Raw genomic sequence first — 23,377 nt, forward strand, 5'->3', positions numbered from 1 at the left:
TTTATATTGAAACAGGAAGATAGGCTGTATATAATATAGCACATATTGAGACTTTTCAGAATAATTAATATTTTCAAACAGAGGGGATGGATCGAAATATGAGTATGCCAGCAGCCGAAACACAGCCTAAGAAAAAACGAATGACATTTAAAATGCCTGACGCCTATGTCCTCTTATTTATCATTGCTTTCATTTGCGCAATCGCTTCATATATTGTGCCGGCAGGTGAATTTGACCGCGTGACAAAGGGGGATGTCACGACTGCTGTCCCGGGAAGCTATCATTCCATTGAACAGTCACCGGTCAGCTTGATCAGCTTTTTTACTTCTCTACAGGATGGAATGGTTGAATCAGCACCCATCATCTTTCTAATTCTATTCACAGGCGGCACCATTGCTATTCTAGAAAAAACGGGTGCCATCAATGGCCTGATTTACAATGTCATCAGCAAATTCCGCACAAAGCAATTATTATTTATTTGTATTGTCGGCGCATTGTTCTCCATTCTCGGAACAACCGGGATTGTCGTGAATTCAGTTATCGGTTTTATCCCCATCGGCCTCATTGTGGCACGATCCTTAAAATGGGACGCCGTCGCGGGAGCCGCTGTCATTTACATCGGCTGCTACGCTGGATTTAACTCCACTATACTATCACCGTCCCCGCTCGGTTTATCACAATCAATTGCGGAGCTCCCTCTTTTTTCAGGAATCGGCCTGCGAGTTGTGATTTACATTTGCTTTTTGCTGTCTTCTGTTATTTATATCTATTTGTATACGAGAAAACTAAAAAAATCAAAAGATGCCAGTGTGTTAGGAACAGATTGGTTCCCTGGAGCAGGAATGGGCGAAGCCGGTAAAGAAGAAGATCAGTCAGTGTCATTTACTGTTCGCCATAAGCTGATTTTGGCCGTAGCGGGACTCTCGCTGGTCGGATTTTTATACGGCGCTTTGAAGCTTGGCTGGTCGGATTCCCAAATGGCTGCGACATTTATTTTTATTTCTGTCCTTGCCGGTTTAATAGGCGGACTTGCGGCGAACGATATTGCCAAAACCTTCATTACGGGCTGTCAAAGCCTTGTATACGGGGCGCTGATTGTCGGGATGGCACGAAGCATTTCCGTCATCCTTGAAAATGGAAAGTTACTCGATACAGTCGTCAATGCTTTGGCTTCACTGTTGGACGGTTTCAGTCCGATTGCCGGGGCAATCGGCATGTATATCGCCAGTGCGCTGCTTCATTTTCTCATCTCCTCAGGATCTGGCGAAGCCGTTGTATTTATTCCAATCCTGGCGCCGCTCGCTGATTTGATGGGAATCACGAGACAGGTTGCGGTGGAGTCGGTTATGCTTGGAGAAGGGGTCGTCAACTGTGTCAATCCAACATCCGGTGTTCTCATGGCGGTACTTGCCGCCAGCGGCATTCCGTACGTCAAGTGGCTGCGGTTTATGGTGCCGCTTGCTCTGATTTGGTTCTTGATCGGGCTTGTTTTTATTGTGATCGGCGTCATGATCAATTGGGGGCCGTTTTAACAATTGCTGCCCGCCGGCTTGTACGGCGGGCTTTTGAGTTATTCATTGCAGAAGCGCAGGCTGTTATTGTAACATGTAAGCCATAGCCATTCGTAAAAGTGCGGGAGGAAGGTCATGAATAATCTGCGTAATAGACTTTCAGGCGTGAATGGGGAAAATAAGAGAGTAAAAGAAAAAGAACAAAAAATCTGGTCGGAGATTGGGATGATAGCGGGATCGTTTGCGCTCCTTGATGTGATCATCCGCGGCATTATGTTTGAATTTCCGTTTAAAGAATGGGCTGCAAGCCTTGTGTTTTTGTTCCTCATCATCTTATATTACTGCATCAGGGCAGGAGCGTCAGGAATGCTCATGCCGAGAATAGACACCGAAGAAGAACTGCGAAAACGGGTAAAGCAGCAGCGAATAGATTCAATTGCGGTCGCCTTTGCGGTAGTGGTGCTTACGATGTACGACAGGGGGATTCCCCATACATTCTTCGCTTGGCTGAAAATGATTCTTCTTTTTATCGTCTGTAGCGGCGTTCTGTTTTTGCTTCGATATGTGATTGTGAAGTTGGCTTACAGAAGAGCGGTAAAAGAAGAAGCAAAGAAGAAATCATCTTGATGGTGGTTTCTTTTTTTGTTTATAAGAGCAAAGTCTTTTTATTTGATAGGAATATAGATTTGAATTCACTCTGCCGCGTTGCTTTGATAGAGAGGGTGTGATAAGTTCAAATGTAAGCGTTAACATAATTCTTCTCCAGTCTTCACAACAGTTGAAAGGAGGAAGCTGAAGAAAGAGTAAGAGGAATTTTTGACTCCGCAGTCAGTCTTCAAAAATCAAATAAGGAGTGTCAAAAATGTTTAAAAAACGATTCAAAACCTCTTTACTGCCGTTATTCGCTGGATTTTTGTTGCTGTTTCATATGGTTTTGGCAGGACCGGTGGCTGCAAATGCTGAAACACAGAACACATCAAATGAACTGGCAGCGCCATCGATTGAAAGTGGGACCATTCTTCATGCTTGGAATTGGTCATTCAATACGTTAAAACACAATATGAAGGACATTCATGATGCAGGATATACAGCCATTCAGACGTCTCCGATTAACCAAGTAAAGGAAGGGAACCAAGGAAATAAAAGCATGTCGAACTGGTACTGGCTCTATCAGCCGACATCGTACCAAATTGGCAACCACTACTTAGGCACTGAACAAGAATTTAAAGAAATGTGTGCAGCTGCTGAAGAATATGGCGTAAAAGTCATAGTTGACGCGGTCATCAATCATACCACCAGTGACTATGCCGCCATTTCTAATGAGATTAAGAGTATTCCAAACTGGACACACGGAAACACACAAATTAAAAATTGGTCGGACCGATGGGACATCACTCAAAATGCATTGCTAGGGCTGTATGATTGGAATACACAGAACACTGAGGTGCAAACCTATCTGAAACGTTTCTTAGAAAGAGCATTGGATGACGGAGCAGACGGGTTCCGCTATGATGCTGCCAAGCATATAGAGCTTCCGGATGATGGGAATTACGGCAGCCAATTTTGGCCGAATATCACAAATACATCGGCGGAGTTCCAATACGGAGAAATCCTGCAGGATAGTGCTTCCAGGGATACTGCTTATGCGAATTATATGAATGTGACAGCTTCTAACTATGGGCATTCCATCAGATCCGCTTTAAAGAACCGTAATCTGAGTGTGTCGAATATCTCCCATTATGCATCTGACGTGTCTGCGGACAAGTTAGTGACATGGGTGGAGTCACATGATACGTATGCCAATGATGATGAAGAGTCCACATGGATGAGTGATGACGATATCCGTTTAGGCTGGGCAGTGATTGGTTCGCGCTCAGGAAGCACGCCTCTTTTCTTTTCCAGGCCTGAGGGCGGCGGAAATGGTGTAAGATTTCCAGGGAAAAGTCAAATAGGAGATCGCGGGAGCGCCTTATTTAAAGATCAGGCGATCACTGCGGTCAATCAATTTCACAATGAAATGGCCGGGCAGCCTGAGGAACTCTCAAATCCGAATGGGAACAATCAAATATTTATGAATCAGCGCGGCTCAAAAGGTGTTGTGCTGGCAAATGCAGGTTCCTCTTCTGTCAGCATAAATGCTTCAACGAAATTACCTGATGGCAGCTATGATAATAAAGCCGGGACCGGTTCATTTCAAGTCAGGGACGGTAAACTGACAGGCACGATCAATGCCAGATCTGTGGCTGTGCTTTATCCTGACGATATTGCAAATGCGCCTCAAGTTTTCCTTGAGAATTACAAAGCAGGCGTAACACATTCTTTCAATGATCAACTGACGATTACCCTGCGTGCAGATGCGAACACAACAAAAGCTGTTTATCAAATCAATAATGGACAAGAGACAGCGTTTAAAGATGGAGATCAATTCACAATCGGAAAAGAAGATCCATTTGGCAAAACATACACCATCATGTTAAAAGGAACGAACAGTGATGGTGTAACGAGGACCGAGGAGTACAGTTTTGTTAAAAGAGATCCAGCTTCGGCCAAAACCATCGGCTATCAAAATCCGAATCATTGGAGTCAGGTAAATGCTTATATCTATAAACAGGATGGGGGCGGGGCAACTGAATTGACCGGATCTTGGCCTGGAAAACCAATGACTAAAAATGCAGACGGAATTTACACGCTGACGCTGCCTGCGGATACGGATACAACCAACGCCAAAGTGATTTTTAATAATGGCAGTGCCCAAGTGCCTGGCCAGAATCAGCCTGGCTTTGATTACGTGCAAAATGGTTTATATAATGACGCGGGCTTAAGCGGTTCTCTTCCTTATTGAGAACAAGGCTGACGGGTTATAGTGAAAGAAACCATCATAGATGGTTTCTTTTTTGTTCATAAATCAGACAAAACTTTTCTCTTGCAAAAGTTTGTGAAGTATTGCACAATATAAATGTGAAATACTTCACAAATAAAAAGACATCAAAGAGAAACATACCCTGGAAGGATGATTAATGATGAACAAACATGTAAATAAAGTAGCTTTAATCGGAGCGGGTTTTGTTGGAAGCAGTTATGCATTTGCGTTAATTAACCAAGGGATCACAGATGAGCTTGTGGTCATTGATCTAAATAAAGAAAAAGCAATGGGCGATGTAATGGATTTAAACCACGGAAAGGCGTTTGCGCCGCAACCGGTCAAAACATCTTTCGGAACATATGAAGACTGCAAGGATGCTGATATTGTCTGCATTTGCGCCGGAGCAAACCAAAAACCTGGTGAGACACGCCTTGAATTAGTAGAAAAGAACTTAAAGATTTTCAAAGGCATTGTCGGTGAAGTTATGGCGAGCGGATTTGACGGCATTTTCTTAATCGCGACAAATCCGGTTGATATCCTGACTTACGCGACATGGAAATTCAGCGGCCTGCCAAAAGAGCGGGTGATCGGAAGCGGCACAACACTAGATTCTGCGAGATTCCGTTACATGCTGAGCGAATACTTTGGCGCAGCGCCTCAAAACGTGCACGCGCATATTATCGGAGAGCACGGCGACACTGAGCTTCCTGTTTGGAGCCACGCGAATGTCGGCGGTGTGCCGGTCAGTGAACTCGTTGAGAAAAACGATGCGTACAAACAAGAGGAGCTGGACCAAATTGTAGATGACGTGAAAAACGCAGCTTACCATATCATTGAGAAAAAAGGCGCGACTTATTATGGCGTTGCGATGAGTCTTGCCCGCATTACAAAAGCGATTCTTCATAATGAAAACAGCATATTAACTGTCAGCACATATGTGGACGGGCAATACGGTGCAGATGACGTGTACATCGGCGTTCCGGCTGTCGTGAACCGCGGAGGGATCGCAGGTATCACTGAGCTGAACTTAAATGAAAAAGAAAAAGAACAGTTCCTTCACAGCGCCGGCGTCCTTAAAAACATTTTAAAGCCTCATTTTGCAGAACAAAAAGTCAACTAACCGCAACTTTAGAGTAAAGGGCTGATTGTCAATGTGGGAGCAGTTGTATGATCCGTTTGGAAACGAGTATGTGAGCGCACTTGTGGCGCTCACTCCGATTCTCTTTTTTCTTTTGGCTTTAACTGTTTTGAAAATGAAAGGCATACTTGCGGCGTTTCTTACTCTAGCCGTCAGTTTCTTCGTCTCCGTTTTGGCATTTCACATGCCGGTTGAAAAAGCGATTTCTTCTGTTTTTCTAGGAATCGGGAGCGGGCTGTGGCCCATTGGCTACATCGTCCTGATGGCGGTGTGGCTGTATAAAATCGCAGTGAAAACCGGGAAATTTACTATTATTCGGTCCAGCATTGCCGGCATTTCGCCTGACCAACGATTACAGCTATTATTAATTGGTTTTTGTTTTAACGCGTTTTTGGAAGGCGCGGCCGGTTTTGGTGTTCCGATTGCGATCAGCGCGGCGCTGCTCGTCGAACTTGGTTTTAAACCGTTAAAAGCGGCAGCGCTCTGCTTGATCGCAAACGCAGCTTCCGGAGCCTTTGGGGCAATCGGGATTCCTGTCATCACAGGGGCGCAGATTGGTGATTTGTCTGCTCTTGAGCTGTCACGGACATTGATGTGGACACTGCCGATGATCTCATTTTTCATACCGTTTCTGCTTGTATTCCTATTAGATCGAATGAAAGGAATCAAACAGACATGGCCTGCCCTTCTGGTTGTGAGCGGTGGGTATACAGGGATTCAGACACTGACAATGGCGGTGCTCGGGCCGGAATTAGCCAACATTTTGGCGGCCTTGTTCAGCATGGGCGGGCTTGCCCTCTTCCTCCGCAAATGGCAGCCGAAAGAGATTTACCGGGAGGAAGGAGCCGGCGATGCTGGTGAGCAAAAGACATACCGTGCCGCTGACATTGCGAAAGCGTGGTCACCTTTCTACATTTTAACTGCGGCGATCACCATCTGGAGCCTTCCCGCCTTCAAAGCGCTTTTCCAAGAAGGCGGACTGTTATATCAAACAACGCTCCTGTTCAAAATGCCTTTTCTGCACCAGCAAATTATGAAAATGCCGCCGATTGCGCCATCTGCCATGCCGTTAGATGCGGTCTTGAAAGTTGATTTGCTGTCAGCGACTGGTACAGCGATTTTAGCCGCAGTCATCGTGACAGGACTGTTCAGCAAACATTTCTCCTCTCGAGATGCCTTTGCTTCCTTGAAGGAGACAGGAAAAGAGCTGTGGGTGCCGATTATCACGATCTGCTTCGTGATGGGGTTTGCCAATCTGGCCAACTTCGCAGGGCTCAGCTCTTCAATTGGATTAGCGCTGGCGAAAACGGGAGACCTGTTCCCGTTTGTCAGTCCTGTTCTCGGCTGGATCGGCGTGTTCATTACCGGTTCTGTTGTCAGCAATAACGCTTTGTTCGGACATTTGCAGGTTGTGACCGGAGCGCAGATCGGTGCGGGTTCTGACTTGCTGTTGGCCGCAAATACTGCGGGCGGGGTCATGGCGAAACTTGTTTCTCCTCAATCTATCGCCATCGCTGCCGCAGCGGTCGGCCAAACAGGCAAGGAATCTAAACTGTTTAAACGGACAGTGGCGTACAGCCTGATTCTGTTATTGGGCATATGTATTTGGACGTTTATTCTTGCAAGATTAGGAGTGTAATAGAAAAAAGCAGTACATGCCCAGCATGTACTGCTTTTTTATGTTAATTTGCTTTCTTTGTTATTTCGGCTGTTGTCTTCACTCTGGCTTTTCCCATAAACAAAATGGTAATCGCCGCGAGGACAATTGGAATCAAAGCGAGCAAAAAGACATACGTGATACTTGATGACATTGCGTCAATAATGCGATTCAGGATCGCGTCAGGAATTTGGGAACGTGTTCCCGCTTGGAAAATCTCCTGCGGGTCGCCGATATTTTGCGCCGAGCCTGATCCCGCTGAACCTTTCATGCCGCTGAAGGCGTCACTCAGCTTGTTTGAAAATACGTTTGTTTGCACCGTTCCGAAAATGGTGACGCCCAGGGTCATGCCGAATGATCGCAAAAACGAATTTGTAGAGTTTGCCGTTCCCCGAAAGCGAGGTTCGAGGTCATTCATCGATGCCGCCGGCAGCAGTGAGAAGTTAAAGCCTACGCCAAAGCCTGAAATCATCATAAAGACTGTCAGCCATACCCGTGCTGTGTCAGGCGTCATATTGGAAAGAAGCAGCATGCCGATAAAGAAAGCTATAACAGATATCAGCATCAAATTGCGGAAGCTTGCCTTCGTTTGGAAGATCCCGCCGATCATGCTGCCGATGACTGATCCAATCATCATTGGCGTCAAAATGAAGCCCGCGCTTGTCGCTGAGCTGCCGTAGACCGCCTGAACGAAAATCGGAATAAATACCGCTAAAATAATGAATGTTCCGCCATATAGGAAAGCGAGAATCTGTGCTGTGGCAAACAATCTGTTTTTAAACATCCAGAAAGAAATGATCGGCTCTTCCGCTTTTCTCTCCACAATAAAAAAGGCGATGAAGAAAACGGCGAATACAATAAACAGGCCGATGATCTGAATGGAATTCCAATCGTATGTTTTGCCGCCAAGCTCAAGGGCGAACATCAGGCATACAATGGATACGACTAAGGTAATCGCGCCGCCCCAGTCAATTTTCTGCTTTCTGGGCTCCAGAGATTCTTTGTAATAGCGAATAATGAAAAACAATGACAATGCGCCGATCGGCACATTGATGTAAAACACCCAGTGCCAGCTGATCGAATCTGTAATGATTGCGCCTAAAAGCGGCCCAAGAACACTGGATAATCCGAATACAGCGCCGAACATGCCGGACATTTTTCCGCGTTTTTCCGGCGGAAACAAATCAAAGATAATCGTAAAGGCAATCGGCAGGAGCGCGCCGCCCCCGATTCCTTGAATGGCCCGGTAGATGATCAGCTGATTCATCGTCTGGGCAATTCCGCATAAAGCCGAACCGATTAAGAAAAAAATGAGTCCAAACAGGAAAAAACGTTTTCGGCCGTACATATCAGAAAGCTTGCCGTAAATCGGCATGCCAGCCATAACCGCCACCATATAGGATGCCGTCACCCAGGCAAATTTATCGAAGCTTCCAAGATCGGCTACGATGTTGCCCATCGCGGTGGCAACAATCGTATTGTCCATCGCCGACATCAAGATGCCCAGCAGGAGACCGAGAACAACAAATTTTGTGGAAGCCTGTTTTGCTGTTGTTGTGTCCATTTGTTCTACCTCCTCTTACTTTTCTATGTAAGTTCTGATATCATGATAATAGTTTGATTATTGAATATCTCGATTATCAAGATAAACTCGATTTTATAGGGAGGACTGTCAGTTGTCAACAAGAAATTCCAGAAGTGAGTTGGAAAAGACTGCTGTTCAGCTTTTTCGAAAACTGGGCACAAGAACGGTTCTGTTTCATCAGGCAGCCGCTCAAGCTCTCGGTCTGTTTCCCACCGATTTGAAATCAGCTGACATTTTAAATGAAGCAGGACCGATGACGGCCGGAGAGCTGGGGAAAAAAACCGGACTTAGCACGGGTTCCGTCACGGCGCTTGTTGACCGGCTGGAAAAAGCGGGGTATGTGGCTCGTGAAAAGGACCCGAACGATCGCAGGAGAGTCGTAATCGTCCCTTTGACTGCTTCGAAAAAACATATAAAGGATTTGTTCCGTCCTCTGTCTGAGTCGACGATGGATTTGTGCTGCGAATATACGGAAGAGGAACTGGAACTCATTTTCAGTTTTGTAGGCAAAGCCGCTGATATCATGGAGAAAGAGCTTCAACGTTTGAAACAGTAAGTGAAATTGTGCATAGCTTGGCCCGTTCCCGAATAAATTGTACAAGTTACGTAAGAGAAGGGAGTACGGGCCGGTGAACATTTTTTTGAGCTATATTGTGCTGGGACTGTCCTTGTCTGCGCCTGTGGGGCCAGTGAACGCGGCGCAAATAGACAAAGGAATTAAAAACGGTTTTTGGCATGCATGGATATTCGGTTTAGGCGCCATGACAGCGGATGGGCTGTACATGCTTTTTATCTATTTCGGGCTGTCACAGTTTTTGACCGCTCCATTTGTGAAAACGTTTTTGTGGCTCTTCGGCTTTTTTGTGCTGACCTATACAGGAATTGAAACGCTGAAAAACGTCAGAGAGCCGATGGATGTGCGAAGCTCGCGGGGAAAGCCGTCATTCCGGAAAACGTTCGCTTCAGGTTTTCTCATTTCACTCTCGAATCCATTGAGCATCCTTTTTTGGCTTGGAATTTACGGAAGCATTCTTGCGAAAACAGCAGAGGCCTACAATATGAATCAGCTTCTGATCTATAGCTCCGGCATCATGATCGGCATTTTAATCTGGGATTTCTGCATGGCGATTACAGCCAGTACATTCAGAAACCTGCTTCATGAAAAGCTATTGAGAGGATTGACCGGAATGGCCGGTGTATCACTCCTCGTGTTTGGCCTTTACTTTGGTTATCAGGGCATCAAACAGTTATTGGGCTGATTCATAAAGGACAGTCACCTGCCGCTTCCAGTTTTAATATAGTATCCAGATGATACTGGAGGTGGATCAATGGTGAGTGGGATTTACACCAAAAGTTTTCTGGAACGTATTCAAGAAGAGCTTCCTGAATGGCAAAGAATCGCTTTTGAGCTGCTGGCAGAAACTCTGGCGGACGATGCGGATACGTTTCCGTGCATTCCCGGACGCCAGGCGTTTCTGACTGATCAGCTTCGCATTGCTTTTGCCGGAGATCCGCGGGAAAACCGTACAGCGGAGGAACTGGCTCCGTTGCTTGCGGAGTACGGAAAGATATCGCGGGACACTGGAAAATACGCATCCCTCGTTGTGTTGTTTGATACACCGGAAGATTTGGCGGAGCATTATTCGATTGAAGCGTATGAAGAGCTGTTTTGGCGCTTTTTAAATAGACTGAGTGAACAAGACGAAAAAGAATGGCCGGAAGACATTCCGGCCGATCCCGAGCATTATAAATGGGAGTTTTGTTTTGATGGCGAGCCGTATTTCATTCTGTGCGCTACACCGGGGCACGAGGCAAGAAGAAGCCGGAGCTTTCCTTTTTTTATGATCACGTTTCAGCCAAGGTGGGTGTTTGATGACCTAAATGGATCAACTGCATTTGGCCGTAACATGAGCAGGCTGATCCGATCTCGTTTAGAGGCCTATGATCAGGCTCCGATTCACCCGAAATTAGGCTGGTACGGAGGAAAGGATAATCGTGAATGGAAGCAGTATTTCCTCCGTGATGACGAAAAACAGGTATCGAAGTGCCCATTTTCTTATTTAAAGAACATGTTCAACAAACTGAAATAAATCACGGACTTGCAGGGCGGTCTTTATGACCCTGCTTTTTTTGATAGATCATGGTCACGATGGCGATGATCACAAGAAAACCGATGCTCACAAAAAAACCGGGCCGGCTTGATTTTTCAAACAATGTACCGGACACAGCCGCGGCAATCAGAATCATCGCTAAATAAATTTGCGTTTTTCCCATGCCCTCAGGATCAGTCAGCTTTTTGCTCGAGAACAGGATAAACAGCCAAGTGTATAAAAGCATAAGCCCAGCAGCTGTTGTCATATGCTCATAAATGTTTTTAGGCAGCACTAACGACAGAATAATGGAGAGGACAAGCCCCGCAAACGTCAGCCCCAGTGCCGGCCAGCATATTTTTTTGCCTTCCTTTAGAGTAAAGCATTTCGGCGCGTCGCCGTCATCAGCCATCGTACAAAGCAATGTCGTAACCGCAAAAAGCGAAGCGACAAGGGTCGAGAACCCGGCGATGATGAAAATCCCGTTAAATATATCAAGGATGATCTCAAGGTGATATCCTTTTAACGACGTAATGAACGGACTGTCCTGTTCAGTGAACGAGTGTAACGGAACCAAAAGCAGAGCAAGCCCGATTGAAATGATATAAACAATCGCCAGTGTCGCCAGCATCAGTTTCCCTGATTTAGACGCTTCCTCAGGTTTTTTTAAGTGAACCGCCATCAGCCCCATGACTTCAATTCCGCCAAAGGCGTAAAACGCGTAGATTAAACCTGTCCACAGCCCCATGGCGCCGTATGGGAAAAACTCACTCGTCTTATTGGGAACATGTATGCCATGATTTCCGCCTGACAGGATACCGCATAACGCCAGGATGGCAATGACAATAAACATAAAAATAGCGGCTGTTTTAATCACTGCCAGCACGTTTTCTGTCTTTTCAAAGACAGACAGGCCGGTGAAAATAATAAGAAGCCCCAGTACCGCGTAGATTGAGGCAAACACCCATAGCGGCACTTGAGGAAACCAATGCTTCGTAAACAGCGAAATGGCTGTCAGCTGGCTGCCGGTAATCAGCATTTCTGACGACCAGTACACCCAGCCGTTGCTGAAGCCTGCCCATTTGCCGAATGCTTTCCGGGCATACGCACAAAACGAGCCCTTTTCCGGTTGCTTCGCCGACAGCTTGGCGAGCTGTTCAAAGACAAAATACGTACCGATCCCTGCGATCAGAAATGAAAGGAGAACGGAAAAACCGCTTTTTACAATTGCGATGCTGGAACCGAGAAAAAAGCCTGTTCCAATCGTGCAGCCGACTCCGATCAGTGACAGCTGCCACCAAGCCAGATTCCCTTTTGGCTGGTCTTTTTTTGTTTGGCTCATTATTTATTCAACCCCTTTTATCTAAGGTTAGATTGCGACCCGCCCGAAGCTTATATACATCAGATTTTTGCCTCTTTTTACATGGAGATGGAGGCGGACGCTCATACTAATGAAAAAAGGAGCAAACCAATGACACAGCAATATATTGTGGAGCCGAAAAAAGGGCTTGGGCTGAAGCTGAAAAAGGGGCAGATTTTAAAGGTGGTTGATGTAGAAGGGCAGCAGGTGGCTGATTTTGTCGCATACCATGCCAAGGATTTTTATGAACACCTTGATCAGGGAGCGACAATTGACGCCAATCATTCCATTCATGTGAAGGTCAACGACCATCTCTACTCCAACCTGTACAAGCCGATGCTAACACTGATTGAAGATACGGTCGGCAAGCATGACCTGCTTCTGCCCGCCTGCCGTCCTGATATGAACAGGCTCTTATACGGCAAGCAAAAGGATGAGTTTCAGGATACGTGCTATGACAATATGAACCGTGCGCTTGAACAGTTTGGCGTGCCGAAGCCTCACATGCATTATCCCTTTGCGATTTTTATGAATACCGTTCTTGATGAGAAAGGGAATCTGTCTGTGGAAACACCGCTTTCAAATGCCGGAGATTACGTAAGGCTTAGGGCGGAGATGGATTTAATTGTCGCGTTTTCTTCCTGCCCGATTGAAAAAGGGAAATGCAATGGCGACAGTGTGACATCCATACGGGTTGAAGTCAGCTGATCTCTCTTGTTCACTGTGAATGAAGACCTGTGCTATATTTAAGAGGGATACATAACAGTCATGATTCATTTTCATTGATTTGGGGAAATGAACAGTAACAAGGGAAAATGTACAGGAGGAATGATTGGGATGAGCATGCAGGAAAAGATTATGCGTGAGTTACATGTGAAGCCCTCAATTGATCCAAAGCAAGAAATTGAGGACCGAGTCAATTTTTTAAAACAATATGTAAAGAAAACCGGTGCTAAAGGCTTTGTATTGGGAATCAGCGGCGGACAGGATTCAACGCTTGCGGGAAGACTCGCTCAGCTTGCGGTGGAGAGCATTCGCGAGGAGGGCGGGGACGCTCAATTTATCGCGGTCCGTCTTCCGCATGGCACACAGCAGGATGAAGACGATGCCCAGCTCGCTTTGAAGTTTATTAAGCCGGATAAATCATGGAAGTTTGATATTAAATCGACAGTCAGCGCTTTTTCGGATCAGTATCAGCAGGATACAGGCGACCAGCTGACTGACTTTAATAAAGGAAACGTAAAAGCGAGAACAAGAATGATTGCGCAATACGCGATCGGCGGCCAGGAAGGCCTTCTTGTGTTAGGAACAGATCATGCGGCTGAAGCAGTGACTGGTTTCTTTACGAAGTACGGTGACGGCGGAGCAGACCTCCTGCCGCTGACAGGCTTGACGAAGCGCCAGGGAAGAAGCCTGCTGAAAGAGCTGGGTGCACCGGAACGCTTATATTTAAAAGAACCAACTGCCGATCTGCTCGATGAAAAACCGCAGCAGTCGGATGAAACAGAGCTTGGCATTTCCTACGAAGAGATTGACGATTATCTCGAAGGAAAACAAGTATCAGCGAAAGTATCAGAAGCGCTGGAAAAACGCTACAGCATGACTGAACATAAACGTCAGGTTCCAGCGTCAATGTTTGATGACTGGTGGAAATAAGTAGAAGAAAGCCCGCTCTCGGAGCGGGCTTTTGTCATGTCCCGGCGCTTTATTTGATGCGGATATGATTCAGTTTAACCCTTAATCTGTCGGTGAACCTTCGGAGACTGCCTCTCGTATCAGGATCTAATGGGAGCTCGGCTCTCGCGGCAATGGTTTCTGCCACATCCTGAATCGACAGGTTGTCTGTTTGAATGCGGCCCTCAAAAATGGATGATGATAATCCTTCAACGCAGCGGTCAATTTGTTTGGCGGCCCATGAGTTTTTTCCTTCTGCTCTGGTACGCAGCCGTTTTAACAAGGTTTCCTTTGAAGCCATTAGTGTAAAGTGGTGAACGATCCTGCCTTCATGTCTGAGCCTGCCGATGATCTCATTGAAGTATTCAGGATGCACAATCGTCATAGGCACAATAATGATGCCGCGGTATGTATCTGTCAGAGAAGCTAGCAAACGGTAATTGAACGTCCGCCATAAGGGATAGCTTTGAAAATCGTCCTCCGCAATCTCTTGCGGCACCATGGAGCGCAGCGCAAAGCCCATTTTCTCAGGATCATACACATAAGAGGATTTCAGCCTTCTGTGCAGCTCGAAGGCTGTTTGTGTTTTTCCGGAACCGAATGCCCCGTTTATCCAAATGATCATCGCCATTTCTCCCTTCTTATTTATCATACAAAAAAAGACCCTTCGATCGAAGAATCAGCTGGAAAAATACAGAATGTTTTAATGCTTTTTTGCGTCGAAGTATTAAAATATCTGCAGAAATGTTGTACAATGAATGTCATTCAGGCAAAAACGTTTGAACGGAAAAGGACGGGCAAGCTGGCATCTATATAAATATTCGCTAAATAAGCATATAATGAAAATAAAATTTCATTCCTTAGGAGGATTTCGCCGAAGATGAACGCAAAACGAGCCATCCCAGTAAGAGAAAGAAATATCGTCCTGATCGGATTCATGGGTGTTGGAAAAACAACAATCGGCCAATTGGTCGCTAAAAAATTATATAGAGATTTTATCGATATTGACCAAGAGATCGAAAAGGATTTCAACATGTCAATCCCTGAGATGTTTGAGGAAAAGGGAGAAGACTTTTTCCGAAAAACGGAGAAGGAATATATTTTAGACATCTGCCATCATAAACGATTCAAAATCGTATCTCTGGGCGGGGGATCTTTTAAACAAGAAGAAATCAGAAATTGCTGTCTGGAAAACTGTCTCGTGCTCCATCTGGACCTGTCATGGGAGAACTGGAAGCAGCGCGCGGATTTATTGATCGAAAGCCGCCCGGTGCTGCATAACCGTTCAATGGATGAAATGGAACAGCTGTTTAACGAGAGAAAAGTCATTTATGACAAGCACAATTCAAAAGTGGCAACAGACAACCTTTCCCCGGAAGAGGTTGCCGATTATATTGTAGAGACATTAAAAATTGGCTGGGACCTTTATCAGCCGATGTAAAAAGCCGTGCGCAGCGCACGGCTTTTTTTATCGTTTTATCCCTTGTATCAAAATCGCTTTTAAACAAAAGGAGTCGGGCTGTCCGTTTTGGTTCAATGTAATACAGAATGTGTCTTGTGCTTCGTCTGATGCGTGATTCAAGTGGGTAATGATTTGTTTTTCCCGGTCAGCGGAGGTTCCGCCTCGTTTGATCCAGCTGTCATATTGAATCGGCAAATTCCACTTTTGGATGTCTTGATAGACCAGTTGGTTGGCGCTGAACATTGCCTGCCATTCTGATAATGAGCTTTCTCGAACATGGGAAGGGTCTCGAAGCCGGTTCAACTGATTGACAAACTCATCAAGAACGGGATCTTCAGGCGCGTAGTGATCCACTAAAAGAAAACGTCCGTCCTGTTTCAGTACGCGCCCAACCTCGCTGACAGCTTTGCGGACATCTGAAAAATGGTGGGCTGCGTATCGGCAGGTGATGATATCAAATGAATCGTCAGGGAAGGGAAGTAACTCTGCCGTTCCTTGCTGAAAGCGTACGTTTTCAGCTCCTTTTTCTTGCGCGAAGGAGGACGCAACCTCTACCATCTCTTTCGTCGCATCAATACCGATGCACTCCTGTACATAAGGAGAAAATGCCAGCGCCGTATGGCCGGCACCCGCTCCGATATCCAGCACCCGATGCTCTGCCCGGCATTCCGCCGTTTTGATCATCAGCCCCAAATCTTCCCCCTCGGCAAATACCTTCTCATCCCGATACATCTCGGCATTTGTAGAAAACGGTGTTTCATTTGTCATTTGTACCAGCTCCTTCTTTTGTTTAATGATGATATGGATTATGTTAGCAATTTCTGTTATGATTCGTCCAAGATATAAAAATGATAAAAACGATAGGTTCAACCTATGGAGGCTGAAATGGATATTAGAGTAATGGAATACGCAGCGGAAATCGCCCGGCGCCAAAGCTTTACAAAAGCGGCGGAGCATCTTCATATCGCTCAGCCGTCTCTCAGCCAGCAAATCAAAAAGCTTGAGGCAGAGCTGGGCCTTACTCTTTTTCACAGATCCCACGGCTCTGTTACACTGACACCCCACGGCAGGCGTTTCATTGAAAAAGCCGAGGACATCATTCGTTCCAGAGATGACTTGCTCCGGGAGATGCAGGAGCGCTCGCAAGGACTGGGGCACAAACTTTCGATTGGGATTCCTGCTGTAACAGGGAGATATCTCTTTCCGCCGCTGCTGAAGCAGTTTTTGGCGCGCTATCCCCATGTGGAGGTTCAGCTTGTTGAAAAAGATCCGGTTTCATTAGAGGAAATGACGGCAAAGGGAGAGGTTGACCTTTCTGTTTTATCCTTGCCGATCGAAGATGAACGGCTCTCCATTACACCCTTGCTCACGGAACCGATTGTTCTCGCAGTGCCGAAGGAAAAGCAAAGATGGATGCCGCCGGAAATGATCGCGCTGATTGAGAAAGCGCTGGAAGGTAAAGAGGGCCGCCAGCCGTGCGTGCCGCTTGACATGGTCAGGCAGGTGCCATTTATTCTGTTAAAAGAAGGCTTCGGCTTTCGCAGAACAGTTCTCGATCTCTGTGCGGAAAGCGGCTTTAAGCCGAATGCTGCCTTCAAGACGAGCCATATTGAAACGGCCCAATCCCTTGTGGCTAACGGATTAGGCGTGACAATGGCGCCGAATATGGTTAGAAGGGATAAAGATCCGGGTGTGATCTATTTATCGATTCAATCCGCGCCATCACGAACCCTCGTCTTTGTCTTTCTAAAGAACCGCTATGTCAGTCTGACAGCCCGGGCCTTTATGGAACTGAGCCGGGAAGGTCTTAAACAAACGTTTGATGAAAGCTGTCTGGGAAACAAAGATGAAAATATTTAGAAAACAAATCCGAAACATGATAGTATAGGAATACAAACTAAATCTTATAAAACAAAGGGGAATAATCGGAAATGCAACTATTCGATCTGCCGCTCGACCAATTGCGAACATATAAGCCTGAAAAAACAGCATCGAAAGATTTTTCTGAGTTTTGGAAATTGTCTTTGGATGAACTTGCAAAAGTCCAAGCAGAACCTGATTTACAACTGGTTGACTATCCTGCTGACGGAGTAAAAGTGTACCGCCTCACATATAAAAGTTTCGGAAACGCCCGCATTTCTGGATGGTACGCGGTGCCTGACAAGGAAGGCCCGCATCCGGCGATCGTGAAATATCATGGCTACAATGCAAGCTATGACGGTGAAATTCATGAAATGGTAAACTGGGCACTTCATGGCTACGCCGCATTCGGCATGCTTGTCCGCGGCCAGCAGAGCAGTGAGGATACGAGTATTTCACCGCACGGTCACGCTTTGGGCTGGATGACCAAAGGCATTCTTGATAAAGATACATACTATTACCGCGGTGTTTATTTGGACGCCGTCCGCGCGCTTGAAGTGATCAGCAGCTTTGACGAGGTTGACGAAACAAGGATCGGTGTGACAGGCGGAAGCCAAGGCGGAGGATTAACCATTGCCGCCGCAGCTCTGTCAGACATTCCAAAAGCCGCCGTTGCCGATTATCCTTATTTAAGCAATTTCGAACGGGCCATTGATGTGGCGCTTGAACAGCCGTACCTTGAAATCAATTCCTTCTTCAGAAGAAATGGCAGCCCGGAAACAGAAGTGCAGGCGATGAAGACACTTTCATATTTCGATATTATGAATCTCGCTGACCAAGTGAAGGTGCCTGTCCTGATGTCAATCGGCCTGATTGACAAGGTTACGCCGCCGTCCACCGTGTTTGCCGCCTACAATCATTTGGAAACAGAGAAAGAGCTGAAGGTGTACCGCTACTTCGGACATGAGTATATCCCTGCTTTTCAAACGGAAAAACTTGCTTTTTTTAAGCAGCATCTTAAAGGCTGATAAATGTGAAAAGCCGCCGCATATCATCAGGCGGTTTTTTTCTGCAAACTGCCGGAATGAGAACAGACTGGAGACGAATAGATATGAAACAAAGAATCATTGATGAATTAAAACGAATCGAGCAGTCATACGGGGTCAAAATCGTGTATGCCGTCGAGTCAGGAAGCCGCGCATGGGGATTCCCGTCGCAGGATAGTGATTACGATGTCCGCTTTATTTATGTGCCAAAAAAGGAGTGGTATTTTTCAATTGAGCAGGAGCGCGATGTCATTGAAGAACCGATTCATGATTTGCTGGATATCAGCGGCTGGGAGCTGAGAAAGACGCTTCGGCTTTTCAAAAAGTCAAACCCTCCGCTCCTCGAATGGCTGTCCTCAGACATTGTGTATTACGAAGCATTTACGACCGCAGAGCAGTTAAGAAAACTGCGAACGGAGGCATTTAAGCCTGAAGCAAGCGTGTATCACTATATTAATATGGCGAGAAGGAACGTCAAGGATTACCTTCAAGGACAAGAGGTCAAAATCAAAAAGTATTTCTACGTGCTTCGGCCTATTTTGGCCTGCCAATGGATTGAAAAGCACGGAACCATTCCGCCAATGGACTTTACTGTTTTGATGGAGGAACTTGTTGCTGAACCCGAGCTGAAGGCTGAAATGGAGACCTTGCTTGCACGGAAAAAAAGAGGTGAAGAGCTTGACCTCGAAGCAAGAATCGATGTTATTCACCAATTCATTGAAACGGAAATCGAAAGAATCATGGAAGCGGCAAAAGAACTGAAGGCAGAGAAAAAAGATATCACACCTGAATTGAACCGTTTGCTTTTGAATACGGTTGAAGAAGTGTGGAAGGATGGAGGAAGCTGATGTTTTTTGTCGCTTCCTTTTCTCCTTTATTCGACAGAATTCCCCGACTTTCTAACTATCTGATTGTGGAAAAACCACAAAAATAATCAGAATCTTTGTATTTTGAGAATATTGTGAACGTCGGTTTTGTCCATTTACAATAAACTCATACAAATACTTCTTAGATTGCGGGGTGTTGAGGTTGGAAGTGATCACAAGAGATTTTTTCTTATTTTTATCCAAAAGCGGCTTTCTCAATAAAATGGCAAAGAACTGGGGAAGCAGAGTAGCAGCGGGTAAAATTATCGGCGGGAATGACTTTAACAGTTCAATCCCGACCATTCGACAGCTTAACAGCCAAGGTTTGTCAGTTACTGTCGATCATTTAGGAGAGTTTGTGAACAGCGCCGAGGTCGCACGGGAGCGTACGGAAGAGTGCATTCAAACCATTGCGACCATTGCGGATCAGGAGCTGAACTCACACGTTTCTTTAAAAATGACGTCTTTAGGTCTGGATATAGATATGGATTTGGTGTATGAAAATATGACGAAAATCCTTCAGACGGCTGAGAAGCATAAAATTATGGTCACCATCGACATGGAAGATGAAGTCAGATGCCAGAAAACGCTTGATATTTTCAAAGATTTCAGAAGGAAATACGAGTATGTAAGCACAGTGCTGCAAGCCTATCTGTACCGGACGGAAAAAGACATTGACGATTTAGATTCTTTAAACCCGTTCCTTCGCCTTGTAAAAGGAGCTTATAAAGAATCAGAAAAAGTAGCTTACCCGGAGAAAAGCGACGTCGATGAAAATTACAAAAAAATCATCCGAAAGCAGCTCTTAAACGGTCACTATACAGCGATTGCCACACATGACGACAAAATGATCGACTTTACAAAGCAGCTTGCCAAGGAACATGGCATTGCCAATGACAAGTTTGAATTTCAGATGCTGTACGGCATGCGGTCGCAAACCCAGCTCAGCCTCGTAAAAGAAGGTTATAACATGAGAGTCTACCTGCCATACGGCGAGGATTGGTACGGCTACTTTATGAGACGCCTTGCAGAACGTCCGTCAAACATTGCCTTCGCTTTCAAAGGAATGACAAAGAAGTAAAAAAGGAGAGATTATCATGACAACACCTTATAAACACGAGCCATTCACAAATTTCCAAGACCAAAACAACGTGGAAGCGTTTAAAAAAGCGCTTGCGACAGTAAGCGAATATTTAGGAAAAGACTATCCGCTTGTCATTAACGGCGAGAGGGTAGAAACAGAAGCGAAAATCGTTTCAATCAACCCGGCTGATAAAGAAGAAGTCGTCGGCCGAGTGTCAAAAGCTTCTCAAGAGCACGCTGAGCAAGCGATTCAAGCGGCTGCGACAGCATTCGAAGAGTGGAGATACACATCTCCTGAAGAGAGAGCGGCTGTCCTGTTCCGCGCTGCTGCCAAAGTCCGCAGAAGAAAACATGAATTTTCCGCTTTGCTTGTAAAAGAAGCAGGAAAGCCTTGGAATGAGGCGGATGCAGATACGGCTGAAGCGATTGACTTCATGGAGTATTATGCACGCCAAATGATCGAACTGGCAAAAGGCAAACCGGTCAACAGCCGTGAAGGCGAGAAAAACCAATATGTATACACGCCGACTGGAGTGACAGTTGTTATTCCGCCGTGGAACTTCTTGTTTGCGATTATGGCAGGAACAACAGTGGCGCCGATCGTTACTGGAAACACAGTGGTTCTAAAACCTGCGAGTGCTACACCTGTTATTGCAGCAAAATTTGTTGAGGTGCTTGAAGAGTCCGGATTGCCAAAAGGCGTAGTCAACTTTGTTCCTGGAAGCGGAGCAGAAGTAGGCGATTATCTTGTTGACCATCCGAAAACAAGCCTTATCACATTTACAGGATCAAGAGAAGTTGGCACGAGAATTTTCGAACGCGCGGCGAAGGTTCAGCCGGGCCAGCAGCATTTAAAACGTGTCATCGCTGAAATGGGCGGTAAAGATACGGTTGTTGTCGACGAGGATGCGGACATTGAATTAGCGGCTCAATCGATCTTCACATCTGCATTCGGCTTTGCCGGACAAAAATGTTCTGCAGGTTCACGTGCAGTTGTCCATGAAAAAGTGTATGATCAAGTATTAGAGCGTGTCATTGAAATTACGGAATCAAAAGTAACTGCTAAACCTGACAGTGCAGATGTTTATATGGGACCTGTCATTGACCAAGGTTCTTATGATAAAATTATGAGCTATATTGAGATCGGAAAACAGGAAGGGCGTTTAGTAAGCGGCGGCACTGGTGATGATTCGAAAGGATACTTCATCAAACCGACGATCTTCGCTGACCTTGATCCGAAAGCAAGACTTATGCAGGAAGAAATTTTCGGGCCTGTCGTTGCATTTTGTAAAGTGTCAGACTTTGATGAAGCTTTAGAAGTGGCAAACAATACTGAATATGGTTTGACAGGCGCGGTGATTACAAACAACCGCAAGCACATCGAGCGTGCGAAACAGGAATTCCATGTTGGAAACCTATACTTCAACCGCAACTGTACAGGTGCTATCGTCGGCTACCATCCGTTTGGCGGCTTCAAAATGTCCGGAACGGATTCAAAAGCAGGCGGACCGGATTACTTGGCACTGCATATGCAAGCAAAAACAATCAGTGAAATGTTCTAAAGCGGGACTAAATGGGCATCCTCCCTGCGGGGATGTCCATTTCATCCATATACCATAAAAAAGAGGAGGAAGTGCCATAGAAAACATACAGCTGATTATTTCGATTTGTATTTATATGGCGGGGATGATGCTGATCGGCTACTTTGCTTACAAGCGCACGTCGAATCTGACGGATTACATGCTTGGAGGACGCTCTTTGGGTCCGGCCGTAACCGCTCTCAGTGCCGGTGCTGCCGATATGAGCGGCTGGCTGCTGATGGGTCTCCCGGGCGCCATGTTTTCAACAGGTCTGAGCGGTATTTGGATTGTGTTCGGACTTTGCCTTGGGGCATGGGCGAACTGGCTCTATGTTGCGCCTCGGCTGAGAACCTATACTGAACAAGCGGGGAATTCCATCACAATTCCCGGGTTCCTTGAAAATCGCTTCGGAGACCATTCGAAGCTGCTGAGACTATTTTCAGGGATTGTGATTTTAGTTTTCTTCACATTTTACGTTTCTTCTGGAATGGTATCCGGCGGCGTTTTATTCAACAGTATTTTGGGGATGGAATATCATACAGGCTTGTGGGTTGTGACTGGTGTTGTTGTGGCGTATACCCTGTTTGGCGGCTTTTTGGCAGTCAGCTGGACAGATTTTGTTCAGGGGATCATTATGTTTGCCGCACTCATCCTTGTTCCGATCGTTACGTTTTTCCATACGGGAGGAGCTAGTGAAACAGTTACTGAAATCCGCTCTGTTGATCCAGATATGTTTAATATTTTCAAAGGAACAAGCGTCCTTGGCATTATTTCTTTGTTTGCCTGGGGTTTGGGCTACTTTGGCCAGCCGCATATCATTGTGCGTTTTATGGCGATAACGTCCGTAAAAGAGATCAAAAGAGCGCGCAGAATCGGAATGGGCTGGATGATTTTGTCGGCAGTCGGCGCTGTGCTGACCGGTTTGGGCGGAATCGCTTATTACCATCAGAATGGCATGACACTGAAGGATCCTGAGACGATTTTTATTCAATTAGGGAATATTTTGTTCCATCCGATTATCACAGGTTTTCTGATTTCAGCTATTTTGGCCGCGATTATGAGCACAATTTCTTCCCAGCTGCTTGTGACATCAAGCTCTCTGGTAGAAGATTTGTATAAGTCGATGTTCAGACGCTCAGCTTCTGATAAAGAGCTGGTGTTTTTGGGCCGTATGGCTGTGCTTGTGATTTCTGTCATTGCATTATTCCTGGCTTGGGAGAAAAATAATACAATCCTTGGATTGGTAAGCTATGCGTGGGCGGGCTTCGGTGCATCATTCGGGCCGGTTGTGCTGCTCAGTCTGTTTTGGAAACGAATGACCAAATGGGGGGCACTCGCCGGCATGATTGTGGGAGCAGCAACTGTAATCATTTGGGCGAATGCCGGTCTTTCGGATTTTCTGTATGAAATCATACCTGGTTTTGCTGCGAGTCTATTAACTGTCTTTATCGTCAGTGTATTGACGCAGGCTCCGTCACAAGCTGTCGAAGACCAGTTTAAAGACTACCAAGATACAATGTCACAATAAAGATCGAAAGGAGGAGGAAGGGGCTATCCCTTTTTCCTCTTTTCTCCTTTTAAGCGGCCATTTTTTTCTTTTGG

Annotated in this window: 21 protein-coding genes; 17 read left to right on the forward strand and 4 right to left on the reverse strand. The window is 45.9% G+C overall.

The window, feature by feature from the left end:
* Window positions 1-98 precede the first annotated feature (98 nt).
* The 5 genes from BFW96_RS14475 to BFW96_RS14500 all read left to right on the forward strand — a co-directional run bounded on the left by BFW96_RS14475 (window position 99) and on the right by BFW96_RS14500 (window position 7,151).
* Window positions 99-1,532 (forward strand): YfcC family protein, encoded by a 1,434-nt coding sequence (locus tag BFW96_RS14475; protein WP_069839798.1) that lies wholly within the window; start codon window positions 99-101, stop codon window positions 1,530-1,532.
* A gap of 114 nt (window positions 1,533-1,646) precedes the next feature.
* Window positions 1,647-2,138, forward strand: coding sequence for a DUF6773 family protein (locus BFW96_RS14485; protein WP_069839799.1), 492 nt, complete (start codon window positions 1,647-1,649; stop codon window positions 2,136-2,138).
* A gap of 235 nt (window positions 2,139-2,373) precedes the next feature.
* Window positions 2,374-4,353 (forward strand): alpha-amylase, encoded by a 1,980-nt coding sequence (gene amyE / locus BFW96_RS14490; RefSeq protein ID WP_069839800.1) that lies wholly within the window; start codon window positions 2,374-2,376, stop codon window positions 4,351-4,353.
* Between the two features lie 175 nt (window positions 4,354-4,528).
* Complete coding sequence (locus BFW96_RS14495; protein WP_069839801.1) at window positions 4,529-5,494, forward strand: L-lactate dehydrogenase; 966 nt, start codon at window positions 4,529-4,531, stop codon at window positions 5,492-5,494.
* A 31-nt stretch (window positions 5,495-5,525) separates the two neighbouring features.
* Window positions 5,526-7,151 carry an L-lactate permease gene (locus BFW96_RS14500; RefSeq protein ID WP_069839802.1) on the forward strand — a complete coding sequence of 542 codons (1,626 nt, stop codon included), beginning with the start codon at window positions 5,526-5,528 and terminating at the stop codon, window positions 7,149-7,151.
* A gap of 43 nt (window positions 7,152-7,194) precedes the next feature.
* Here BFW96_RS14500 and bmr3 read toward each other — a convergent pair whose 3' ends face one another.
* Window positions 7,195-8,733 carry a multidrug efflux MFS transporter Bmr3 gene (bmr3, locus tag BFW96_RS14505; RefSeq protein WP_069839803.1) on the reverse strand — a complete coding sequence of 513 codons (1,539 nt, stop codon included), beginning with the start codon at window positions 8,731-8,733 and terminating at the stop codon, window positions 7,195-7,197.
* 112 nt (window positions 8,734-8,845) lie between these two features.
* Here bmr3 and BFW96_RS14510 point away from each other — a divergent pair, with 112 nt between their 5' ends.
* The 3 genes from BFW96_RS14510 to BFW96_RS14520 all read left to right on the forward strand — a co-directional run bounded on the left by BFW96_RS14510 (window position 8,846) and on the right by BFW96_RS14520 (window position 10,844).
* Entirely contained in the window at window positions 8,846-9,310 is a 465-nt protein-coding gene (locus BFW96_RS14510; protein ID WP_014662695.1) for a MarR family transcriptional regulator, read from the forward strand.
* A gap of 73 nt (window positions 9,311-9,383) precedes the next feature.
* Window positions 9,384-10,013, forward strand: coding sequence for a LysE family translocator (locus BFW96_RS14515; protein WP_069839804.1), 630 nt, complete (start codon window positions 9,384-9,386; stop codon window positions 10,011-10,013).
* Window positions 10,014-10,082: 69 nt separating this feature from the next.
* Window positions 10,083-10,844, forward strand: coding sequence for a YqcI/YcgG family protein (locus BFW96_RS14520; protein WP_069839805.1), 762 nt, complete (start codon window positions 10,083-10,085; stop codon window positions 10,842-10,844).
* Between the two features lies 1 nt (window position 10,845).
* On the opposite strand, the gene BFW96_RS14525 is transcribed toward BFW96_RS14520, so the two are convergent.
* Window positions 10,846-12,186 (reverse strand): amino acid permease, encoded by a 1,341-nt coding sequence (locus tag BFW96_RS14525; RefSeq protein WP_069839806.1) that lies wholly within the window; start codon window positions 12,184-12,186, stop codon window positions 10,846-10,848.
* Between the two features lie 129 nt (window positions 12,187-12,315).
* Between BFW96_RS14525 and BFW96_RS14530 the strand changes: the two genes are divergently transcribed.
* Both BFW96_RS14530 and nadE read left to right on the forward strand, forming a co-directional pair.
* Window positions 12,316-12,912, forward strand: coding sequence for a DUF1989 domain-containing protein (locus BFW96_RS14530; RefSeq protein WP_003246345.1), 597 nt, complete (start codon window positions 12,316-12,318; stop codon window positions 12,910-12,912).
* Window positions 12,913-13,041: 129 nt separating this feature from the next.
* Window positions 13,042-13,860 carry an ammonia-dependent NAD(+) synthetase gene (gene nadE / locus BFW96_RS14535; RefSeq protein WP_069839807.1) on the forward strand — a complete coding sequence of 273 codons (819 nt, stop codon included), beginning with the start codon at window positions 13,042-13,044 and terminating at the stop codon, window positions 13,858-13,860.
* Between the two features lie 49 nt (window positions 13,861-13,909).
* Here nadE and tmrB read toward each other — a convergent pair whose 3' ends face one another.
* Complete coding sequence (gene tmrB / locus BFW96_RS14540; RefSeq protein WP_069839808.1) at window positions 13,910-14,503, reverse strand: tunicamycin resistance ATP-binding TmrB; 594 nt, start codon at window positions 14,501-14,503, stop codon at window positions 13,910-13,912.
* A gap of 255 nt (window positions 14,504-14,758) precedes the next feature.
* On the opposite strand from tmrB, the gene BFW96_RS14545 reads away from it, so the two are divergent.
* Entirely contained in the window at window positions 14,759-15,319 is a 561-nt protein-coding gene (locus BFW96_RS14545) for a shikimate kinase (RefSeq protein WP_014662702.1), read from the forward strand.
* Between the two features lie 27 nt (window positions 15,320-15,346).
* On the opposite strand, the gene BFW96_RS14550 is transcribed toward BFW96_RS14545, so the two are convergent.
* On the reverse strand, window positions 15,347-16,108 hold the full coding sequence (locus BFW96_RS14550) for a class I SAM-dependent methyltransferase (RefSeq protein WP_069839809.1): 762 nt from the start codon (window positions 16,106-16,108) through the stop codon (window positions 15,347-15,349).
* 117 nt (window positions 16,109-16,225) lie between these two features.
* Between BFW96_RS14550 and BFW96_RS14555 the strand changes: the two genes are divergently transcribed.
* From BFW96_RS14555 to putP, 6 genes are all read left to right on the forward strand, one after another.
* On the forward strand, window positions 16,226-17,200 hold the full coding sequence (locus tag BFW96_RS14555; protein ID WP_069839810.1) for a LysR family transcriptional regulator: 975 nt from the start codon (window positions 16,226-16,228) through the stop codon (window positions 17,198-17,200).
* Between the two features lie 71 nt (window positions 17,201-17,271).
* Complete coding sequence (gene cah, locus BFW96_RS14560; RefSeq protein ID WP_069839811.1) at window positions 17,272-18,228, forward strand: cephalosporin C deacetylase; 957 nt, start codon at window positions 17,272-17,274, stop codon at window positions 18,226-18,228.
* A gap of 83 nt (window positions 18,229-18,311) precedes the next feature.
* Window positions 18,312-19,094 (forward strand): nucleotidyltransferase domain-containing protein, encoded by a 783-nt coding sequence (locus BFW96_RS14565; RefSeq protein ID WP_069839812.1) that lies wholly within the window; start codon window positions 18,312-18,314, stop codon window positions 19,092-19,094.
* A 187-nt stretch (window positions 19,095-19,281) separates the two neighbouring features.
* Window positions 19,282-20,193, forward strand: coding sequence for a proline dehydrogenase PutB (gene putB / locus BFW96_RS14570; protein ID WP_080478302.1), 912 nt, complete (start codon window positions 19,282-19,284; stop codon window positions 20,191-20,193).
* Between the two features lie 16 nt (window positions 20,194-20,209).
* Window positions 20,210-21,757, forward strand: coding sequence for an L-glutamate gamma-semialdehyde dehydrogenase (pruA, locus tag BFW96_RS14575; protein ID WP_040084225.1), 1,548 nt, complete (start codon window positions 20,210-20,212; stop codon window positions 21,755-21,757).
* Window positions 21,758-21,848: 91 nt separating this feature from the next.
* On the forward strand, window positions 21,849-23,303 hold the full coding sequence (gene putP / locus BFW96_RS14580; protein WP_083252889.1) for a sodium/proline symporter PutP: 1,455 nt from the start codon (window positions 21,849-21,851) through the stop codon (window positions 23,301-23,303).
* Window positions 23,304-23,377: the final 74 nt, after the last annotated feature.

This window comes from Bacillus sp. F56, from assembly GCF_001748205.1.
GTDB classification, from domain to species: Bacteria; Bacillota; Bacilli; order Bacillales; family Bacillaceae; genus Bacillus; species Bacillus stercoris.